Raw genomic sequence first — 15,620 nt, 5'->3', positions numbered from 1 at the left:
TATATGCTGGCGCGCCGACCTTTCGAGACGACCTTTTCCGTAGACCAGATTGCAGCCGAACGGCTGAACCGAAACCTTTATCGAAGTTGTAACGTCCCGTGAACGGACCGTCATCGGACTCAGACGAGAACGGTTACCGGGGTTCTGGTCTTGCACGACATGCCGCGATCAACCTGATCGGCGGAATCTTCACGCCAGCGGCGTCATTCGCTACGGGACCGATCCTTGCTCATGCCCTCAGCGTCGAGGGGCGGGGTCAACTAGCAGCAGCCACCACTCCGCTCGCTCTGACCGTCACAGTAGCAACGATCGGGCTACCCGAGGCTGTGACCTTTTTTATCGCTCAAGACCGCAGCAGGACCAAGATGATCGCTAAACGCGGTATGGTGCTGACCTTGGTTCCCGCGGCGATCGCGACCGCGATCCTCGTCATAGTGTCGCCCTGGATCAGCGGTGACAATCCCACCGTTCGTCGCCTTATTATGGTGTCTGCTGCTCTGATTATTCCCTCTCTTCTTTTGTCCATAGTACGTGCCGTAGCAGCTGCACAGAACAGATGGACCGCGATAACAGTCGAGCGCATAATCACCGCGGCGACGAAGTTGATCCCTCTAACTGTGCTTTTCTCAATTGGAGAACTCGGGCTCGTAGCAGCGGCAATCGTGACAATCACTTCGACCTTGACTGGCGCGATCATCTATATACCGCTCTTGACAACACAACCGCCTGCCGCAACACTCGAGGTCGTAACGAATAGGCAAGTATTGCGGTTCGGAGCCGGGATATGGGTAGGCACGATATCTGGAATACTTCTGATGCGCATCGATCAGGTGCTCATGTCGCCTTTAGCTGGCGCCTTCGAACTCGGTCTATACGCCGTTGCTGTGTCGATAAGTGAATTGCCGCTCATGGTCAACTCCGCGCTCCGAGAAACTGCGTTTACCCACCTCAGCGATCGAGGTGTACGACCGGCGGAAGTGGGCGATCTCTCGCGAGTTTCAACGATAATTGTTTTAATTCTCTGCCTGGCGGTCGGAGTAGTATCGCCGATACTTGTACCCTTATTATTCGGCCGGGATTTCTCGGCATCGATTCCGGTACTTTTCATACTTTTGACTGCCGTCTGTCTAGGAAATCCAGGATCACTCGCGGGGGTGGCACTCTCATCGTCTGGGCACCCGCACCTGCGGAGTTCAGCCCTGCTTGTGGCATGCGTTGTCAACATCGCATTAGTTTTGCTGTTGGCCCCAAGATTTGGTGCAATGGGTGCGGCAACTGCGACCTTAGTCGGAAACTTAATTTCAAGTAACATAGGAATTGCGTGGTCGATCAAAAAATGCGGCACCTCGATTGGTGACTTCTATAGGTTCAGACCCGGTGACTTTGCCATGATCAAGCAGCTACTGTCTCGTGGACTGCGCGGGCTCGTACGGCAGGTTCGAGTTAGGTGAGGTTTGCGGGCTTCGCCGGATCACAAGGGGGCCGCACACTGGCAATTCACCGCGGTTCATATGAAGGATTCAATGGGGCAGAGCAAGTAGAACTGAAACGAGAGTTCGACGATCTAGGTAGCGTAGGAAGAAAACGTGGCTGACATCGCGCTTTATACTGCAACAATCGGGGGATACGAGACGCCCACGGCAATATTACCTGATCAAGATAGCCTAGATTATCCTGCGGGCAATATCGATTATTACCGGTTCGAAGACGCCTCGGTGGCGGCAGCTCCAGTCGTCGGACAGACTCCATCACCCACTTCACCATGGACGCACATTCAAGATAAAGAGCGCGTCCCAGGGGATCCGATCAGGAGCGCACGAGCTATCAAGATCCTTGGGCATCCCGCCCTTTCGACATACGACGTGACGGTCTGGATTGATAATCGCGTCCGGCTGAAGGTCGCCGTGGAGGAACTTGTCGAGAGGTTTCTCCCTGCAGGTGTGGACGTCGCCCTGCCTCTACACAGCTACCACCAGTCGCTCTCGGAGGAGTTTGAAGCGATCCTCCATGGCCGCTTCGATGATCCCCGACGAGTGAGGGAGCAGAAAAGAACCTATTCGCGAACAATGCCGAATCTGTTTGCGCAGCCAGTTTATTGGACGGCCATTCTGATACGGCGTAATAATGCGGCCGTCGAGAGGTTCAACACAATTTGGTGGGAACAGGTACTCCGTTATTCGCGGCGAGACCAACTATCCTTTCCATACGCCTGTGCCGCCACCCCGGAGTTAAGTGTAATGCCATTTCCGGCAGACAACTTTGAGTCTGACTTTCACGAATGGCGGACATTTTCAGATGTCGGCCGCCCGCCAGGCGCTGGACATTGGAAGCCCGCTTCGCTCAACAGCGAGCTCTTTGATACTGCGCGATTCGTCAAAGATGGTATCAAGAGCGCTGTCACAGCTCGACGTGAGAGATGGAAGGTCCGATAGTGACTGCGCCACCGCCACCCCTTGTTACGGTATGCGTTCCCACATACAACAGCGAGGCGACCGTCGAGCGCTGTCTTCGCAGCATTTCCTCGCAGGACTACGACAACGTCGAAGTCCTTGTGATTGACGACTGTTCAACTGATGATACTGTCACAATTTGCCGTAAATACTCGGATAGTATTCACGTACTCACGAATGACCACAACCTCGGATTAGTTGGCAACCACAACCGGTGTATTCGTCTGGCTCGTGGCAAGTATGTCAAGTTCGTACATGCTGATGACTATCTTCTTCCTGGTGCAATCTCGCTGATGGTTTCCGCTCTCGAGTCGTTTCCTCAGGCGATGCTGGCGTTCTCACGGCGCACAGTCGACTCGACTGTTGAGACCTTCCTTCGCGACTCCAGTGAGCTCCATGGACCACTGGAACCATTGTCTGAATGCACCGACGGCGTCGTACTCCTTGAGAGGTTCATTCGTGACGGAGCGCGACGAAACCTCTTCGGCGAGCCGACCGCCATCATGTTCAACCGGGACGCCGGAGAAAGCGTCGGAGGCTTCTCGCACGAGCTACCGCAGTTGTTGGACGTGGGCTTCTGCCTAGCATTACTTGAGCACGGTGCCGCTGCTTGGATCGATAAGCCCCTTTCCGTCCGGGTGCACACCTACGGAACAACTAGTGAATCGAATTTTGCCGCCGGCGTCGGCTCGCTCGATGTTTTGAAGCTTCAGTTGGCGCTCACACGATCGCCGAAGCTCTCACTTCGCTACCGCGTTATCGCGGGGCGATTAGCGGCTGTGTCGTTCACAAAGGCGCTCGTCAAGGCAATACTTTTTGGACCGCGTCGGTCACGGCTGCTCGAGCTCACAACGCTGGCCCACCAATATGTAGTCGGAGATCTGCAGTCTCCGGGTGCTGCCGCCCCCGGAATTCAGCCGGGATACTCGCGCATGAGTTGAACGCATCAGCCCGCTTCGGCACCGCCCCAACCGCAACATGGCTGCTTCCAGAGCCGGCAGCGCGGGATTTGCACACGGTCGGGTGTCCAAGACCACCTGTGTGATCATGCATCGTGTTTGTCGACCGGGGGCGTTGACGTAGATCGGACCGTGGCGCCGCGCAGGGCGGCAAAAGCACGCTGCCTGCTTTCTACAGCGAGCATGGCGCCGATCCGGCGTTTGAGGGCCAGTAGCTGGACCTTTCGGGGGTGATGACGTTTGCGCGGTGCGCGGGCGAAGCTGAGATCGCTTGTCGCACTGATCCCTCGCAAAGATGCGGGATAGGCCGTTACCATTACCAGCAATGAAAATATCGATATTCGGGGCACGTGGTGTTCCAGCAGCCTGGAGCGGTTTCGACACATTGGTGACTGAGTTGGGGCCTAGGCTCGTGGATTCAGGTCACGAGGTGAGGTTGTACTGCATGCCGAAGTACACAGCTCCGGAAGTGGGCGACCAATTCCACGGGGTTCAACTCGTCCGGCTGCCAACGGTTTACGGCAAATTCACTGAGACGGTCTTGCATGAGCTGTTGTGCAGCCTCCATGCCTTGTTCACTCGCCGACACGACGTGTACTACGTGCTCGCGTGCCGGACGGTGTGGGCATACATCCCTCATTTCTTGCTACGTCGGCGCATTGTCATCAACACCGACGGCCTCGACTGGAAGCGACGCAAATGGGGCCGCATTGCTCGGGCGTATCTGATAGCCAACTATTGGCTCGCTCGACACATCACCAAGCACCTCGTGTCTGACGCCAAGGAGCTCCAGAAGTTCTACATCGAGGAGTGGGGAACACCTAGCGCGTTCCTGACCAACGGCGGCAATACCCTTGAAGTCGAGGATGATTCGCGGCATCGCGCGATACTCGCGGAGTACGGCGTTGAGCCGGGTTCATACTACTTGGTTGCGTGTCGCATGGAGCCCGAGAACAACATCGACATAATCTTGCGCGAGTTCGAGCGTTCATCAGTGAAGGAGCCACTGCTTGTCGCCGGCGGCGCGAACTACGAGAGCGAGTACCTCAAAGAGCTTCATAAGACAAAGGACCCCCGCATTCGTTTCCTCGGGCCTGTCTACACCGATGGTCACATCGAGGCTCTACACCTTGGGGCGAAGGCATATCTCCATGGCCATGAAGTCGGCGGTACGAATCCGTCGCTCCTCAAGGCGATGGGCTGTGGCAATCTCGTGCTAGCTCACGATGTACGTTTCAACCGAGAAGTTCTGGCTGGCAATGGTTTGTTGTGGACGAAAGAGCCGGGGTCGCTCTTGGCTGCGCTTGAACGAGCCGACCGCGATGCCGACACCCTTCGGCCAGAAGCTGCGATAGCTTGCAGAGAACGGATCACCCAGTATTACTCGTGGGACAAGGTTGGGCGTGATCACGAGCGGTACTTCCGCTGGGTGATCGGTGAAGCGCCGGACTACTCGGACTCGTTTTAGAGCTGACCGAGTAGTCGGACGTAGTCGGTTAAAGCTTCCTCCCATGGCCGCATCGCCACGATGTCCAACTGCTGCAACCGGCGGTGCGCGAGAATCGAATATGAAGGGCGCTTTACTTTTCGCACCATGGTTGCAGATGTGGCCTCGTGGACCGGCACATTCGTAAGGCCACTGAGCCGAAGAATCTCTGTGGCGAATCCGTGCCAGGATACTTCGCCCACACCGGTAGCATGAACGGTGCCGTAAGCTTCCGTGTTCGACAAAGCGACAAGTTGCCGAGCCAGGTCCGGAGTATAAGTCGGACAAACAACTTCGTCAGTCACCACTGTCAGCTCACCCTTTTCCCTCGCAAGCTTGAGCATCAACAAGGGAAAGTTCAAGCCACCTTTGGCCCGGCACGGGCGAGGCCCGTAGAGGCCGGACGTACGCACGACGAAGGACCGAGGACAAGCCGCGCGAACCAGTTGCTCGCCCGCGAGTTTCGAAGCCCCGTAAACATTGAGCGGTCCAGGCAAATCGCCCTCATCGTAGGGAGATTGCTTTAAGCCGTCGAAGACATAATCCGTGCTGATGTGAATAAGGGCTGCCCCAGTGGCATGGGCCGCCATCGCCACATTGCGGGCTCCAATCGCATTGACCGCAAACGCAGAGGTCTGATCCTCCTCACAGAGCTCGAGGTTATGGAAGGCGGTGGTGTTAACAACGAGTGCTGGGCGCGCCGCTCCTACGACTGCCGAAACAGACGCGAAATCCGTCACGTCCACTTCACGATGCCCCAGACCAATCACCTCGGATCGGGCGGAACCGAAAGCATCCACCACATCGGCGCCGAGCTGACCGGTGGCGCCTAACACCATCACCGCGGCCACGGCTAGTCCACCGGGCTCAGGGCCGTGTGGCCTTGCGCGGCGGTTTCGCCGCTCATGATGTTCCGGAATGTGGCGATGTTGTAGTAGGCGGGATTGTCCATATCGGCGAATTCATTTCGGTGCCGAATAAGATCCTCGACGATGCGGTCTATGCCATAGGCGGGTTTGAATCCGAGCTGCACCCGAGCGCGATCCACGGAAACCTTGTAGTTGCGGAAGTCCGCCTTCTCGAGAATCCGCAACTCAGGCTCCAAGTCGAGCTCTCGCCTGAGCGTCGCCTCGATCTGGTCGGCGAGCGCACCCAGCGTTGTGTTCTCCGACGCAATATTGAATGTTCCACTTACCGAGGGACTGGCTTCGACTGCGCGAATATACCCAGCAGTTGCATCCTGGATAGATAAAATCGGTCGCCAGATAGACGGGTTGTTGACGGTGATGTTGCCGTCCTGCAAAGCGGTCTTGAACATCGTGTTGATGACCAAGTCCAATCTCATGCGAGGGCTATAGCCGCACACCGTCCCTTTTCGCAGGATGATGACGCTGAATGAGCTGTCCTGCAGATGTCGAACGCCTGCTTCGGCCTGCAACTTGCTGATTCCATATGGATGCGCGGTGACGGTCGGTGAATCCTCGTCCCACAGCTCGTCCTCAGTAAATCCGTAAACCGAACAAGACGACGCGAAAACGAACCGCCGCACACCCGCACGTTTGGCGAGGTAGGCCAGGTTTGCCGGAGCCGCTGCGTTGTGTACGTAATTGAGGACAGGACTGAACTCGGCCATAGGATCGTTCGACAAGCCGGCCAGGAATATGACCACGTCAATTCCTGCGAGGTCATCTTCCGAAATGGACATGACATCCTGGTGAATGACCGGGATTTCCGGAGGCAGGTGGTTACCGAACCAGGCCAAATCGGCGACGGTCACATCGTAGCCACGGGCAGCCAAGCGGGGTGCCAACACGGTACCGATATATCCGGCGCCCCCCGCGATGAATATCCTCATCGAACCTATCCCCCTGTTGAAAAGGCTTGCGCCTCAGGCCTTTCCAGCCACTCTGCAAGTGACTGCGCTTTGGAATCCTTGTGAGACAGAATCGGCTCCTCAACCGGCCACTCGATACCGATCGTTGGATCATTCCACCGAATGCCTGACTCGGCAGCGGCGTTGTACGTACCTGTCGTCATGTACTCGACTTCGGCCACCTCGGAGAGCGTACAAAACCCGCGCGCGAAGCTTGCGGGTGCCCACAGCTGCAGACGGTTGCGTTCGTTGGCGATGATGCTCGCGTACTGGCCAAGGGTCGGCGAGTCCGGGCGAATATCGACAGCGACCAGGAATGCCTCACCACGCACCACGCGCATCAATTTGCCCATCGGGGGTTCCCACTGGAAGTGGAGGCCGCGGGTCACGTGACGAGCACTACGGCTGTGGTTGAGCTGCACGAAACTACTTGGGAGACCAAGATCCGCGTATTCCGCGAACTGATCCGAGCGGTACACCTCCATGAAGAATCCGCGCTCATCCTCGAAGACCTCGTGGTCCACGACTAGGACTTCCGGGATTGTCGTCTCGCGCACCTCTACCTTCACCGGGGGATCGTATCGGCTTTGTGCGGCGCCTCGCTCAAGTCGTGAGCTCGAGGATCACCGGGGCCGTTCAACCGGCACGCGCCTGCGGCCTCAGTGGACCGGTTAGTTGGCCCCCACCTCGAACCTGTGAGTCGAACTTTGCCTAAAATGTCTGCCGATTCACCCGGAGCCGTAGCGCCGGGCTAATAAGTTTGTTCACGTTGCCGGGAACGTCGCCCGGTGATAACGTCAGGGCGCCAGGAAGGGCCAGCTGATAGCGGAATTTTGATGGGGACTGGCAGGGTCTTGAAGGCGGGGGAAATCTACGTGACCACACCGGAGTCCGAAAAGCGTCGTGGTACTGGTCGACGATCGATACCAGTTGGTTGCGCGCGCCTGAAGGAGGCGATCGCCGGCCGGAACCTGCCGTCAATACTCGGCCTTGAGCGCTGAATCGGAGACGCGACATTATGCGCCGGCGAGCGGTACTAACGGGTGGTGCGGGCTTTGTGGGCTCGCATTTGGCCGAGGCGCTCCTCGCGCACGACATTGACGTGATCTGCCTCGACAACTTCTTGACCGGCAAACCCGAGAACGTCGCTCACCTGCAGGGCCGCGACGGCTTCCGACTGATGAAGGTCGACGTCAGCGACTTCATCTCAGTCCCCGGACCGGTCGATTTCGTCCTGCACTTCGCATCCCCCGCGTCGCCGATCGACTACGCGCAACTCCCGATTCAGACGTTGAAGGCGGGTTCACTCGGAACGCTTCACAGTCTCGGCTTGGCCAAGGAGAAGGGCGCCCGCTATCTGCTGGCCTCCACGTCGGAGACGTACGGCGATCCGCACGTGCACCCTCAGCCCGAAAGCTATTGGGGCAACGTCAATCCAGTGGGTCCACGCTCTTGTTATGACGAAGCGAAACGCTTTGCCGAGGCAGCCACCACCGCGTACCGGACCAAACACGGCGTCAATACCGCAATCATGCGGATCTTCAATACGTACGGGCCTCGCATGCGTCCGGATGACGGTCGCGCTATTCCGGCTTTCGTCAACCAGGCGCTCGCCGGCGTGCCGTTGACCGTTCACGGCGACGGCAGCCAGACCCGATCCGTCTGTTATGTCGACGACCTCGTCGAAGGCGCGATCCGGCTTTTGTTCTCCGACCTCGCCGGTCCGGTCAACATCGGCAACCCACACGAATTGACCATGCTCGAGCTCGCTGAGCTCATCCGCGAGATTACCGGGTCCGACTCGCCGATCGAGTTCTACGACCGGCCGCGGGACGACCCGTCCCAGCGTCAACCCGACATCACCCTGGCACGAACCGAATTGAACTGGGAACCACAGGTCGATGTCACGGATGGATTGACGAAGACCATTTCCTGGTTCCGCGACCAAATGCACGGTGATTTCACCGCTGGTGCACCGGCGTCCTACTCGGTTCAGGAAACGCAGGAGCATCCCCGACACAAAGTCGCTGTGATCGGTACCGGTTACGTGGGTGCAGTGACCTCGACCTGCTTGGCGTTCCTGGGGCACTCCGTCTGCGGCCTTGACAGCGACTCGCTGCGTACGAGCCAGCTCAACCAAGGTCAAGCACCCTTCGTCGAGCCCGGCCTGCCGGAGATGCTCAAAGCCGCGCTGTCGACCGGGCGCCTCCAGTTCACTGATCGCCCAGCCGACGCGCTGTCCGACGCCGACTTCGTGTTCCTCTGTGTGGGAACTCCCCCTGGGCCCGAGGGCGCTCCCGACCTTTCGCAGCTGGAAGGCGCGATCCAGTCGTTGGCGCCGTACCTTCGCCCAGGTGTAGTGATTGTCAATAAGTCGACCGTTCCGGTTGGTTCCGGCAACTGGACCCGCACGATCCTGGAAGACGCGCTCGGTGACGACCGGGAACTTTCGTTCCATGTCGTGTCCAATCCGGAGTTCCTGCGCGAGGGGTGCGCGCTGGACGACTTCCTGTACCCGGACCGGATCGTGCTTGGAGGCGCAGCCGCCGATGTCAACCACGTCGCCGAGCTATACGCGCCAGTGCTCGATCAGTCTTTCGAGGGTGGACGCCGGACTCTTCGGCCAGCACTCATCACGACGGACCTCGCGTCCGCCGAGATGATCAAGTATGCGGCGAATGCATTCCTGGCCACCAAGATCAGTTTCGCCAACGAAATGGCACAGATGTGCGAACTGTTCGGCGCCGACGTCCGCCAGGTGTTGCCTGCGATTGGCGCCGACCACCGGATTGGCAGTGCCTTCCTGAATCCTGGCGTGGGCTGGGGCGGCTCCTGCTTCGGCAAGGACGTCGCGGCACTGATTTCGACCAGCCAGGAGTACGGCTATACGCCATCAATGCTGCAAGCGACGGTCGGTATCAACAAGTCGCAGCGTGCGAGTGTCGTCCGCAAGCTTCAGCGAGAGCTCCATGTCCTCAAGGGCCGTCGGATCGCGCTTCTCGGTCTGACGTTCAAGCCCGGCACCGACGATCTGCGTGATGCCCCAGCTCTGGACATTGCCCGTCGCCTACTGGCTGCCGGAGCGGTGGTGTCGGCATTCGATCCTGTCGTTAAGTCGTTGCCTGACGAATTGTCAGCCATCCGCATCACACGTGATGCCTACGAGGCAGCCGACCGGGTTGACGCTGTTGTTGTCACGACAGAATGGCCGGAGTTCCGGTCGATCGACCCGGCCGGGCTTCGTCGGGTGATGCGCGGCGACCTGGTGGTCGATGGACGGAATTGCCTGTCGGAAGCCGATTTTGTCGGATCGGGTCTCCGGCTGATCGGCTTCGGCTGGTGACGCGGTAAGTGAAATACGGGGGGAACTGCTATGACGATTGAAATCACGCCACCACATCCATCGGCGCATCAGGCCGGGCGAACTGCGCCGATACCGAAACAGCCTGACAATGACACCAAGCAGGCTCAAAAGGTCGGTCTGCGCCATCGGTACTTCCTGCAGATTGCCGATCTGGTGACCCTGAGCGCGTCGGCATCAATCGGTGCCGTGGTCCTCAGTCAGATCAGTGCTCAGCGAGCCGGCACGCTCGGTGTTCGCAGCGTCATAATCGCCACGCTTGCGATGGCGGTGGCATTGCACCTGCACGGGCTATACCGTCGGCCCGCCTCGCGGCTGCGACCGAGTGAGTGGTGGCGGCCTGCGGTGATCGCGCGATGCCTGCCGACGGCCGCACTACTTGCACTCGCCGTGGACGCCTTCTTCTTGCGCGGCGGCCGAATGACGTTGACTGCGGCGGTGGCCATGGTGCTGCCCGCCATCGTCCTGGTTCCATTAGGGCGTCGACTGGTCGTCCGGATGTTTGACCCGACTGTCACTCGGATTCTGGTGGTGGGCACCGGCCCGATCTCGGATCGATTGACATCCAGACTTCGCAGGTGCCCGGACACGTTCGTCGTCGGGCACGTCGACGACGAAGCGCCGGCGGGAGCGCACGCGCTCGGCAGTCTGGCTGATCTTCCCGCTCTTTGCGAAGCGCATAATATCGACCGGGTCATAGTCGGCTTTCCCAACGCGAGCGACATGGCGGTGCTCGAAGCGCTGCGGGGACTGCAAGGCCGGGTGCCGGTATCGGAGATCCCGCGCTACTTCGAATTGCACAACTGGCGCAGTGAAGCTGAGGAGCTCCACGGGCTCACGTTGATGCACCTACCTACAGCGTCGTTGGGACCGGGTGCCCGCGCGACTAAACGCGTTATCGACGTGGTCGCGGCGAGTTTGGCGCTCGTGGTGCTATCGCCGGCAATGCTGCTGGTCGCGCTGGCCATCAAACTGGACAGCCGGGGACCCGTGTTCTTCCGGCAGGAGCGAATGGGCCGGGCCGGGGAGCCTTTCCAAATCTTCAAGTTCCGATCCATGACAGCTGACGCGTGGCAGCGCCGCGATACCGTCGCCGCGCTCAACGAGTCTGATGGACCGCTGTTCAAGATGGCGAACGATCCCAGGGTGACGCGGGTCGGTGCGTTCATCCGTAAGACCAGCCTCGACGAGCTTCCGCAGCTGATCAACGTCGTCATCGGCGAGATGTCGTTGGTGGGGCCGCGGCCCCTTCCGACTGAGGAGTCGGACCGCATTGACGGTGCGGCCCTGGCGCGCCTGGACGTCAAGCCGGGTATCACCGGGTTGTGGCAGGTCTGCGGACGCAGCCAGCTGACATATGCGGATCTCCAGCATCTCGACTCTGTGTACGTAGGGAGTTGGTCGTTGATGTGGGACTTCCGGATCATGGCCAAAACGCCTCAAGTGGTTTTCGCGCGCAGCGGCGCGTACTAACGGCACCGCACCGATTCGTCCGAGGCTGTGCTATCGGTGCGATGCCGGATAGCAAGGAGTAGGTCCTGCACATACTGTTTGTCTGCACCGGCAATATCTGCCGGTCACCCACAGCAGAACGGCTTGCCATCGCGTACGCAGACCAAGCTCAGATCGCCAACTTGAGGGCCTCCAGCGCGGGCATTCGCGCGGTGACCGCACATCCGATTCATCGAGACGCTGCCACCGTGCTGGAATCGCTCGGTGGTAATGCGTCAGACTTCGCCGCGCGCCAATTCAAGCCGAGGACCGTGTCCGGCGTCGATCTGATCATCACGATGACGACGGCACATCGTGACGCGGCGTTGGCGATCGCGCCCCAGAAATTGCACAGGACGTTCACGATGAGCGAGGCCGCTCAACTCGCTTCCGTACATGGCGCAAAGAGCATCGCGGACCTCCCGGCCCTGCGTCCACAACTCACACCACAGGAGTTGTTCGACATCGCCGATCCCATCGGACAGGATCCGGAGGTCTTTGCCACCGTCGGTAGGCAAATCGCCGCCCTGCTGCCGCCGATCCTCGAATTGTGCCGAGCATCATGACTCGTCCCGCGCGCACGTAGCCTGCCCAGCAGCATGTCTGGCAAACGGCCCGTCCTCGCGACGGCACTCGCGGTTGCCATCCTCGCGCTCGCGGCACTGACACTTGTCGCGCGGCTGCGCCCGATATCGACCCTCTTCGGCGTCGTCGTAGCAGCTGCGTCGCCGTACGCCCCGGTCATGGCGCTGGTAGGCCTGATCCTGTCGGCGATAGCGCGTCGCACCTCATTGACAATCATTTCGGTGCTCGTGTTGACCATCACCACGGCGATCCAGATTCCCCGCTACACCTTCACACGTCCCGCGACGACGCAATTCGCTGACGTTCGAGTGCTCTCGTCGAATCTCCGGAAGGGGCAGGCCGATCCTGCGGCGTTCATCAAGCTGGCCAAAGAGTCTGCTGATGTCATCGCTGTCTCAGAGCTGACCCCCGAGGCCGTCGAAGGCTTTTCACAAGCCGGGATCGACGCCGCATTCCCGTATTCGGTGCTATTTCCTGGAGCCGGGGCCGGGGGGATCGGTCTCTGGAGCCGGTATCCACTGGACGCGGTGTCGCCGGGAGCCCGCCGAAGCTTCACGATGGTCGCGGCACGAGTCCAGGTACCCGGCGTCCAAGTGCCGCCGCTCATCGCCAGCGTCCACGTGTTCTCACCGGTCGCATCGCAGAGAGACACTGTCGATGGCTGGGAGGTCAGTATCGCAGACGCCAAAGCAGTCCTCGACAGGTTCAGCGACGTGGCCGGTGAGGCGGCTGCGATTGTCGCCGGCGATTTCAACACGACGTCTGACATGCAGCAATTTCGCGCTCTGTTGTCCAATGGCTATCGCGATGCGACCGACCAGACTGGTGCCGGGTTTGTACCCACATTTCCAGCCGACTCGTGGCTGCCGCCGGCATTGGAGATCGACCACGTACTTACCAGGCGAGCCACAGCAACATCATTGACCGCAGTTACGGTCGACGGCTCTGACCATCGGGCCCTTCTCGCGACCGTGCATATTCCGACGATCCCGCAACCGCTGAACGACGGATGAGCCGGTCCGCCGAACTTGGTAGCGTGCGGACAACTGACGGCAGACCGGAAGGGCCGCCACGCTTGTCTCCCAGAACGCGCGTCGCCCTGTCGACAACGCTGGCAGCCGCGGCACTCTCACTCACCAGCCTCGCCCTCATCGCGCGGACCCAACCGATTGCGAATATGCCGGGTCTGATGCTGGCCGTCGGATCACCGTACTTATGGCTGGCTGCGTTCGCGGTCCTGGTGGCGACGGCATCACGCCGCCGATTCCTATTATCGATGGTCACCGTCGCGGTTGTGGCAGCCAGCCTTGCACTCCAGATCTCGTGGTATTTCCTTGGGCGAGCACCCGATGTTGTTGCCCACCAAGAGATTCGGGTGCTGTCATCGAATCTCCGCTACGGGCAAGCGGATCCTCACTTTCTCGTCAAGCTGGCCAACGCGAACGCCGACGTGATCACGGTCTCTGAGCTGACACCTGAGGAAGTGCAACGCCTGCATCACGCCGGCGTCGACGCAGCATTTCCCTATTCACACCTACTCCCCGCCCCAGGTGCCGGCGGAATCGGGATGTGGAGTCGTTATCCCCTCACGGTGCTGTCCGAACCACGGCACCGCTGGGTGAGTATCCCGGCAGCCCGGGTAGAGATTCCCGGCCTGCGCTTCGCACCGCTGCTCGCCAGCGTGCACGTCTACTCCCCTATCGCCGGCGACACGAATACGGTCGCCGAATGGCGCGGCGGAATGGCAAGCGCGAAGGCTCAATTGGACAACTTCGCGAAGACAGCAGGGCCGGCCGCCGTCATCATCGGCGGCGACTACAACAGCACCCCCGACATGCGCCAGTTCCGGGACTTACTCACCAACGGCTACCGCGACGCGGTCGAACAGAGCGGATCAGGGTTCGCCCCGACATTCCCATCCAACAGGAGAGTCCCACCGCTCATCACCATCGACCACGTGCTCACCCGCAACGCCGCGGCCGAATCGGTGCGCACCATCAAGGTTCCTGGCTCTGATCACCGTGCCCTGCTGGCCACGATCAGGGTGCCCATCGACCCCACCACGTCCTAGAAACGACAAATGGCCGCCTACCGAAGTAGACGGCCACCGGTCGAATAGCTTTACGCCTCTTCGGTGAAGTTCCGGGTGACGGCCGGGTCGACCGGGATGCCCGGGCCCGTGGTCGTCGAGACAGTGATCTTCTTCAGGTAGCGGCCCTTGGACGACGACGGCTTGGCACGCAGGATCTCGTCGAGCGCAGCACCGTAGTTCTCGGCCAGCTTCTTCTCGTCGAACGACGCCTTACCGATGACGAAGTGCAGGTTGGCCTGCTTGTCGACGCGGAAGTTGATCTTGCCGCCCTTGATGTCGGTGACGGCCTTGGCCACGTCCGGGGTGACAGTGCCGGTCTTGGGGTTCGGCATCAGGCCGCGCGGGCCCAGCACGCGGGCGATGCGGCCGACCTTGGCCATCTGATCCGGGGTGGCGATCGCGGCGTCGAAGTCCAGCATGCCGCCCTGGATCAGCTCGATCAGATCGTCACTGCCGACGATGTCCGCACCGGCTTCCTTGGCCTGCTCGGCCTTCTCCCCCACTGCGAACACCGCTACGCGCGCGGTCTTACCCGTGCCGTTGGGCAGGTTGACCGTGCCGCGGACCATCTGATCGGCCTTGCGGGGGTCGACACCGAGCCGGATCGCCACCTCGACGGTCGCGTCCTGCTTCTTCGACGACGTCTCCTTGGCCAGCTTCGCGGCTTCCAGCGGCGAGTACAGCTTGGTCTTGTCGACCTTCTCCGCGGCTTCGCGGTAGGCCTTGCTCGTCTTGCTCATTTCGTTCTCCTAATTGATGAGGTCGTGGTCTCTGCGGGCCGATGCCAGCCCTGCCACGTGGCTCGACGCCGCCCATGCGGCGCCAAACGAATTATTCGACTTCTGTCTGGTCGATCCGCAAGCTACTCGACAGTGATGCCCATCGACCGGGCGGTGCCGGCGATGATCTTGGCAGCCTGGTCGATGTCGTTGGCGTTGAGATCTTCCTTCTTGGTCTCGGCGATCTCGCGCACCTGATCCCAGGTGACCTTCGCAACCTTGGTCTTGTGCGGCTCGGCCGAGCCCTTCTGCACACCGGCAGCCTTCAGCAGCAACCGAGCGGCGGGCGGGGTCTTCAGCGCGAAAGTGAAGCTGCGGTCCTCGTAGACGGTGATCTCCACGGGGATGACGTTGCCGCGCTGGTTTTCCGTCGCGGCGTTGTACGCCTTGCAGAACTCCATGATGTTGACGCCATGCTGGCCGAGCGCAGGGCCGACCGGCGGGGCGGGGTTGGCCTGCCCGGCCTGGATCTGCAGCTTGATCAGCCCGGCGACCTTTTTCTTCGGGGCCATTCGGGGTTGTTTCCTTTCTAGCGATCGCAGAA

General features: G+C 60.2%; 14 protein-coding genes. 9 read left to right on the top strand and 5 right to left on the bottom strand.

Features of this window, described 5'->3' with window-relative positions; translation table 11 throughout:
• Positions 1-98 precede the first annotated feature (98 nt).
• The 4 genes from D3H54_RS04865 (at position 99) to D3H54_RS04850 (ending at position 4,877) form a co-directional block, all read left to right on the top strand.
• A complete protein-coding gene (locus D3H54_RS04865; protein WP_149378102.1) occupies positions 99-1,451 on the top strand; it encodes a flippase in 1,353 nt (450 codons plus the stop codon).
• A 135-nt stretch (positions 1,452-1,586) separates the two neighbouring features.
• Positions 1,587-2,432 (top strand): glycosyltransferase domain-containing protein, encoded by an 846-nt coding sequence (locus D3H54_RS04860; protein WP_149378101.1) that lies wholly within the window; start codon positions 1,587-1,589, stop codon positions 2,430-2,432.
• Positions 2,432-3,391 carry a glycosyltransferase family 2 protein gene (locus D3H54_RS04855; RefSeq protein ID WP_168214780.1) on the top strand — a complete coding sequence of 320 codons (960 nt, stop codon included), beginning with the start codon at positions 2,432-2,434 and terminating at the stop codon, positions 3,389-3,391. The genes D3H54_RS04860 and D3H54_RS04855 overlap by 1 nt, the downstream gene beginning before the upstream one ends.
• Before the next feature lie 343 nt (positions 3,392-3,734).
• Positions 3,735-4,877, top strand: a complete 1,143-nt coding sequence (locus tag D3H54_RS04850; RefSeq protein WP_168214779.1) for a DUF1972 domain-containing protein — start codon at positions 3,735-3,737, stop codon at positions 4,875-4,877.
• On the opposite strand, the gene rfbD is transcribed toward D3H54_RS04850, so the two are convergent.
• The 3 genes from rfbD to rfbC are packed head-to-tail and all read right to left on the bottom strand — an operon-like array spanning position 4,874 to position 7,337.
• Complete coding sequence (rfbD, locus tag D3H54_RS04845) at positions 4,874-5,746, bottom strand: dTDP-4-dehydrorhamnose reductase (RefSeq protein ID WP_149378098.1); 873 nt, start codon at positions 5,744-5,746, stop codon at positions 4,874-4,876. The two genes, D3H54_RS04850 and rfbD, sit on opposite strands and share 4 nt — an antisense overlap.
• 2 nt (positions 5,747-5,748) lie before the next feature.
• Positions 5,749-6,750 carry an NAD-dependent epimerase/dehydratase family protein gene (locus tag D3H54_RS04840; RefSeq protein ID WP_149378097.1) on the bottom strand — a complete coding sequence of 334 codons (1,002 nt, stop codon included), beginning with the start codon at positions 6,748-6,750 and terminating at the stop codon, positions 5,749-5,751.
• A gap of 5 nt (positions 6,751-6,755) precedes the next feature.
• Entirely contained in the window at positions 6,756-7,337 is a 582-nt protein-coding gene (gene rfbC, locus D3H54_RS04835; RefSeq protein WP_149378096.1) for a dTDP-4-dehydrorhamnose 3,5-epimerase, read from the bottom strand.
• 449 nt (positions 7,338-7,786) lie between these two features.
• Between rfbC and D3H54_RS04830 the strand changes: the two genes are divergently transcribed.
• From D3H54_RS04830 to D3H54_RS04810, 5 genes are all read left to right on the top strand, one after another.
• The gene (locus tag D3H54_RS04830; protein WP_149378095.1) at positions 7,787-10,111 is read left to right on the top strand and encodes a UDP-glucuronate decarboxylase; all 2,325 of its coding nucleotides are present in this window, start codon (positions 7,787-7,789) and stop codon (positions 10,109-10,111) included.
• Between the two features lie 30 nt (positions 10,112-10,141).
• Complete coding sequence (locus tag D3H54_RS04825) at positions 10,142-11,602, top strand: sugar transferase (RefSeq protein ID WP_149378094.1); 1,461 nt, start codon at positions 10,142-10,144, stop codon at positions 11,600-11,602.
• 65 nt (positions 11,603-11,667) lie between these two features.
• Positions 11,668-12,186 (top strand): arsenate reductase/protein-tyrosine-phosphatase family protein, encoded by a 519-nt coding sequence (locus D3H54_RS04820; RefSeq protein ID WP_149378093.1) that lies wholly within the window; start codon positions 11,668-11,670, stop codon positions 12,184-12,186.
• A gap of 33 nt (positions 12,187-12,219) precedes the next feature.
• Positions 12,220-13,218: an endonuclease/exonuclease/phosphatase family protein gene (locus D3H54_RS04815; protein WP_149378092.1), complete on the top strand. Its 999-nt coding sequence runs from the start codon at positions 12,220-12,222 to the stop codon at positions 13,216-13,218.
• A gap of 62 nt (positions 13,219-13,280) precedes the next feature.
• Complete coding sequence (locus D3H54_RS04810) at positions 13,281-14,276, top strand: endonuclease/exonuclease/phosphatase family protein (protein WP_286199109.1); 996 nt, start codon at positions 13,281-13,283, stop codon at positions 14,274-14,276.
• Between the two features lie 50 nt (positions 14,277-14,326).
• On the opposite strand, the gene rplA is transcribed toward D3H54_RS04810, so the two are convergent.
• Both rplA and rplK read right to left on the bottom strand, forming a co-directional pair.
• On the bottom strand, positions 14,327-15,037 hold the full coding sequence (rplA, locus tag D3H54_RS04805; RefSeq protein WP_102807063.1) for a 50S ribosomal protein L1: 711 nt from the start codon (positions 15,035-15,037) through the stop codon (positions 14,327-14,329).
• A gap of 122 nt (positions 15,038-15,159) precedes the next feature.
• A complete protein-coding gene (gene rplK, locus D3H54_RS04800) occupies positions 15,160-15,588 on the bottom strand; it encodes a 50S ribosomal protein L11 (protein WP_036343413.1) in 429 nt (142 codons plus the stop codon).
• Between the last annotated feature and the right edge of the window lie 32 nt (positions 15,589-15,620).

Origin of the sequence: Mycobacterium sp. ELW1 (assembly GCF_008329905.1) — a bacterium.
Classification (GTDB): domain Bacteria; phylum Actinomycetota; class Actinomycetes; order Mycobacteriales; family Mycobacteriaceae; genus Mycobacterium.
This window is presented reverse-complemented; position numbering and strand designations above follow the sequence as displayed.

What these genes read in the sequence shown, in the direction of transcription:
- D3H54_RS04850 (WP_168214779.1), top strand. Translation starts at nt 3,735, where the DNA reads ATGAAAATATCGATATTCGGGGCACGTGGTGTTCCAGCAGCCTGGAGC.
- D3H54_RS04840 (WP_149378097.1), bottom strand. Translation starts at nt 6,750, where the DNA reads ATGAGGATATTCATCGCGGGGGGCGCCGGATATATCGGTACCGTGTTG.
- D3H54_RS04830 (WP_149378095.1), top strand. Translation starts at nt 7,787, where the DNA reads ATGCGCCGGCGAGCGGTACTAACGGGTGGTGCGGGCTTTGTGGGCTCG.
- D3H54_RS04825 (WP_149378094.1), top strand. Translation starts at nt 10,142, where the DNA reads ATGACGATTGAAATCACGCCACCACATCCATCGGCGCATCAGGCCGGG.
- D3H54_RS04815 (WP_149378092.1), top strand. Translation starts at nt 12,220, where the DNA reads ATGTCTGGCAAACGGCCCGTCCTCGCGACGGCACTCGCGGTTGCCATC.
- rplA (WP_102807063.1), bottom strand. Translation starts at nt 15,037, where the DNA reads ATGAGCAAGACGAGCAAGGCCTACCGCGAAGCCGCGGAGAAGGTCGAC.
- rplK (WP_036343413.1), bottom strand. Translation starts at nt 15,588, where the DNA reads ATGGCCCCGAAGAAAAAGGTCGCCGGGCTGATCAAGCTGCAGATCCAG.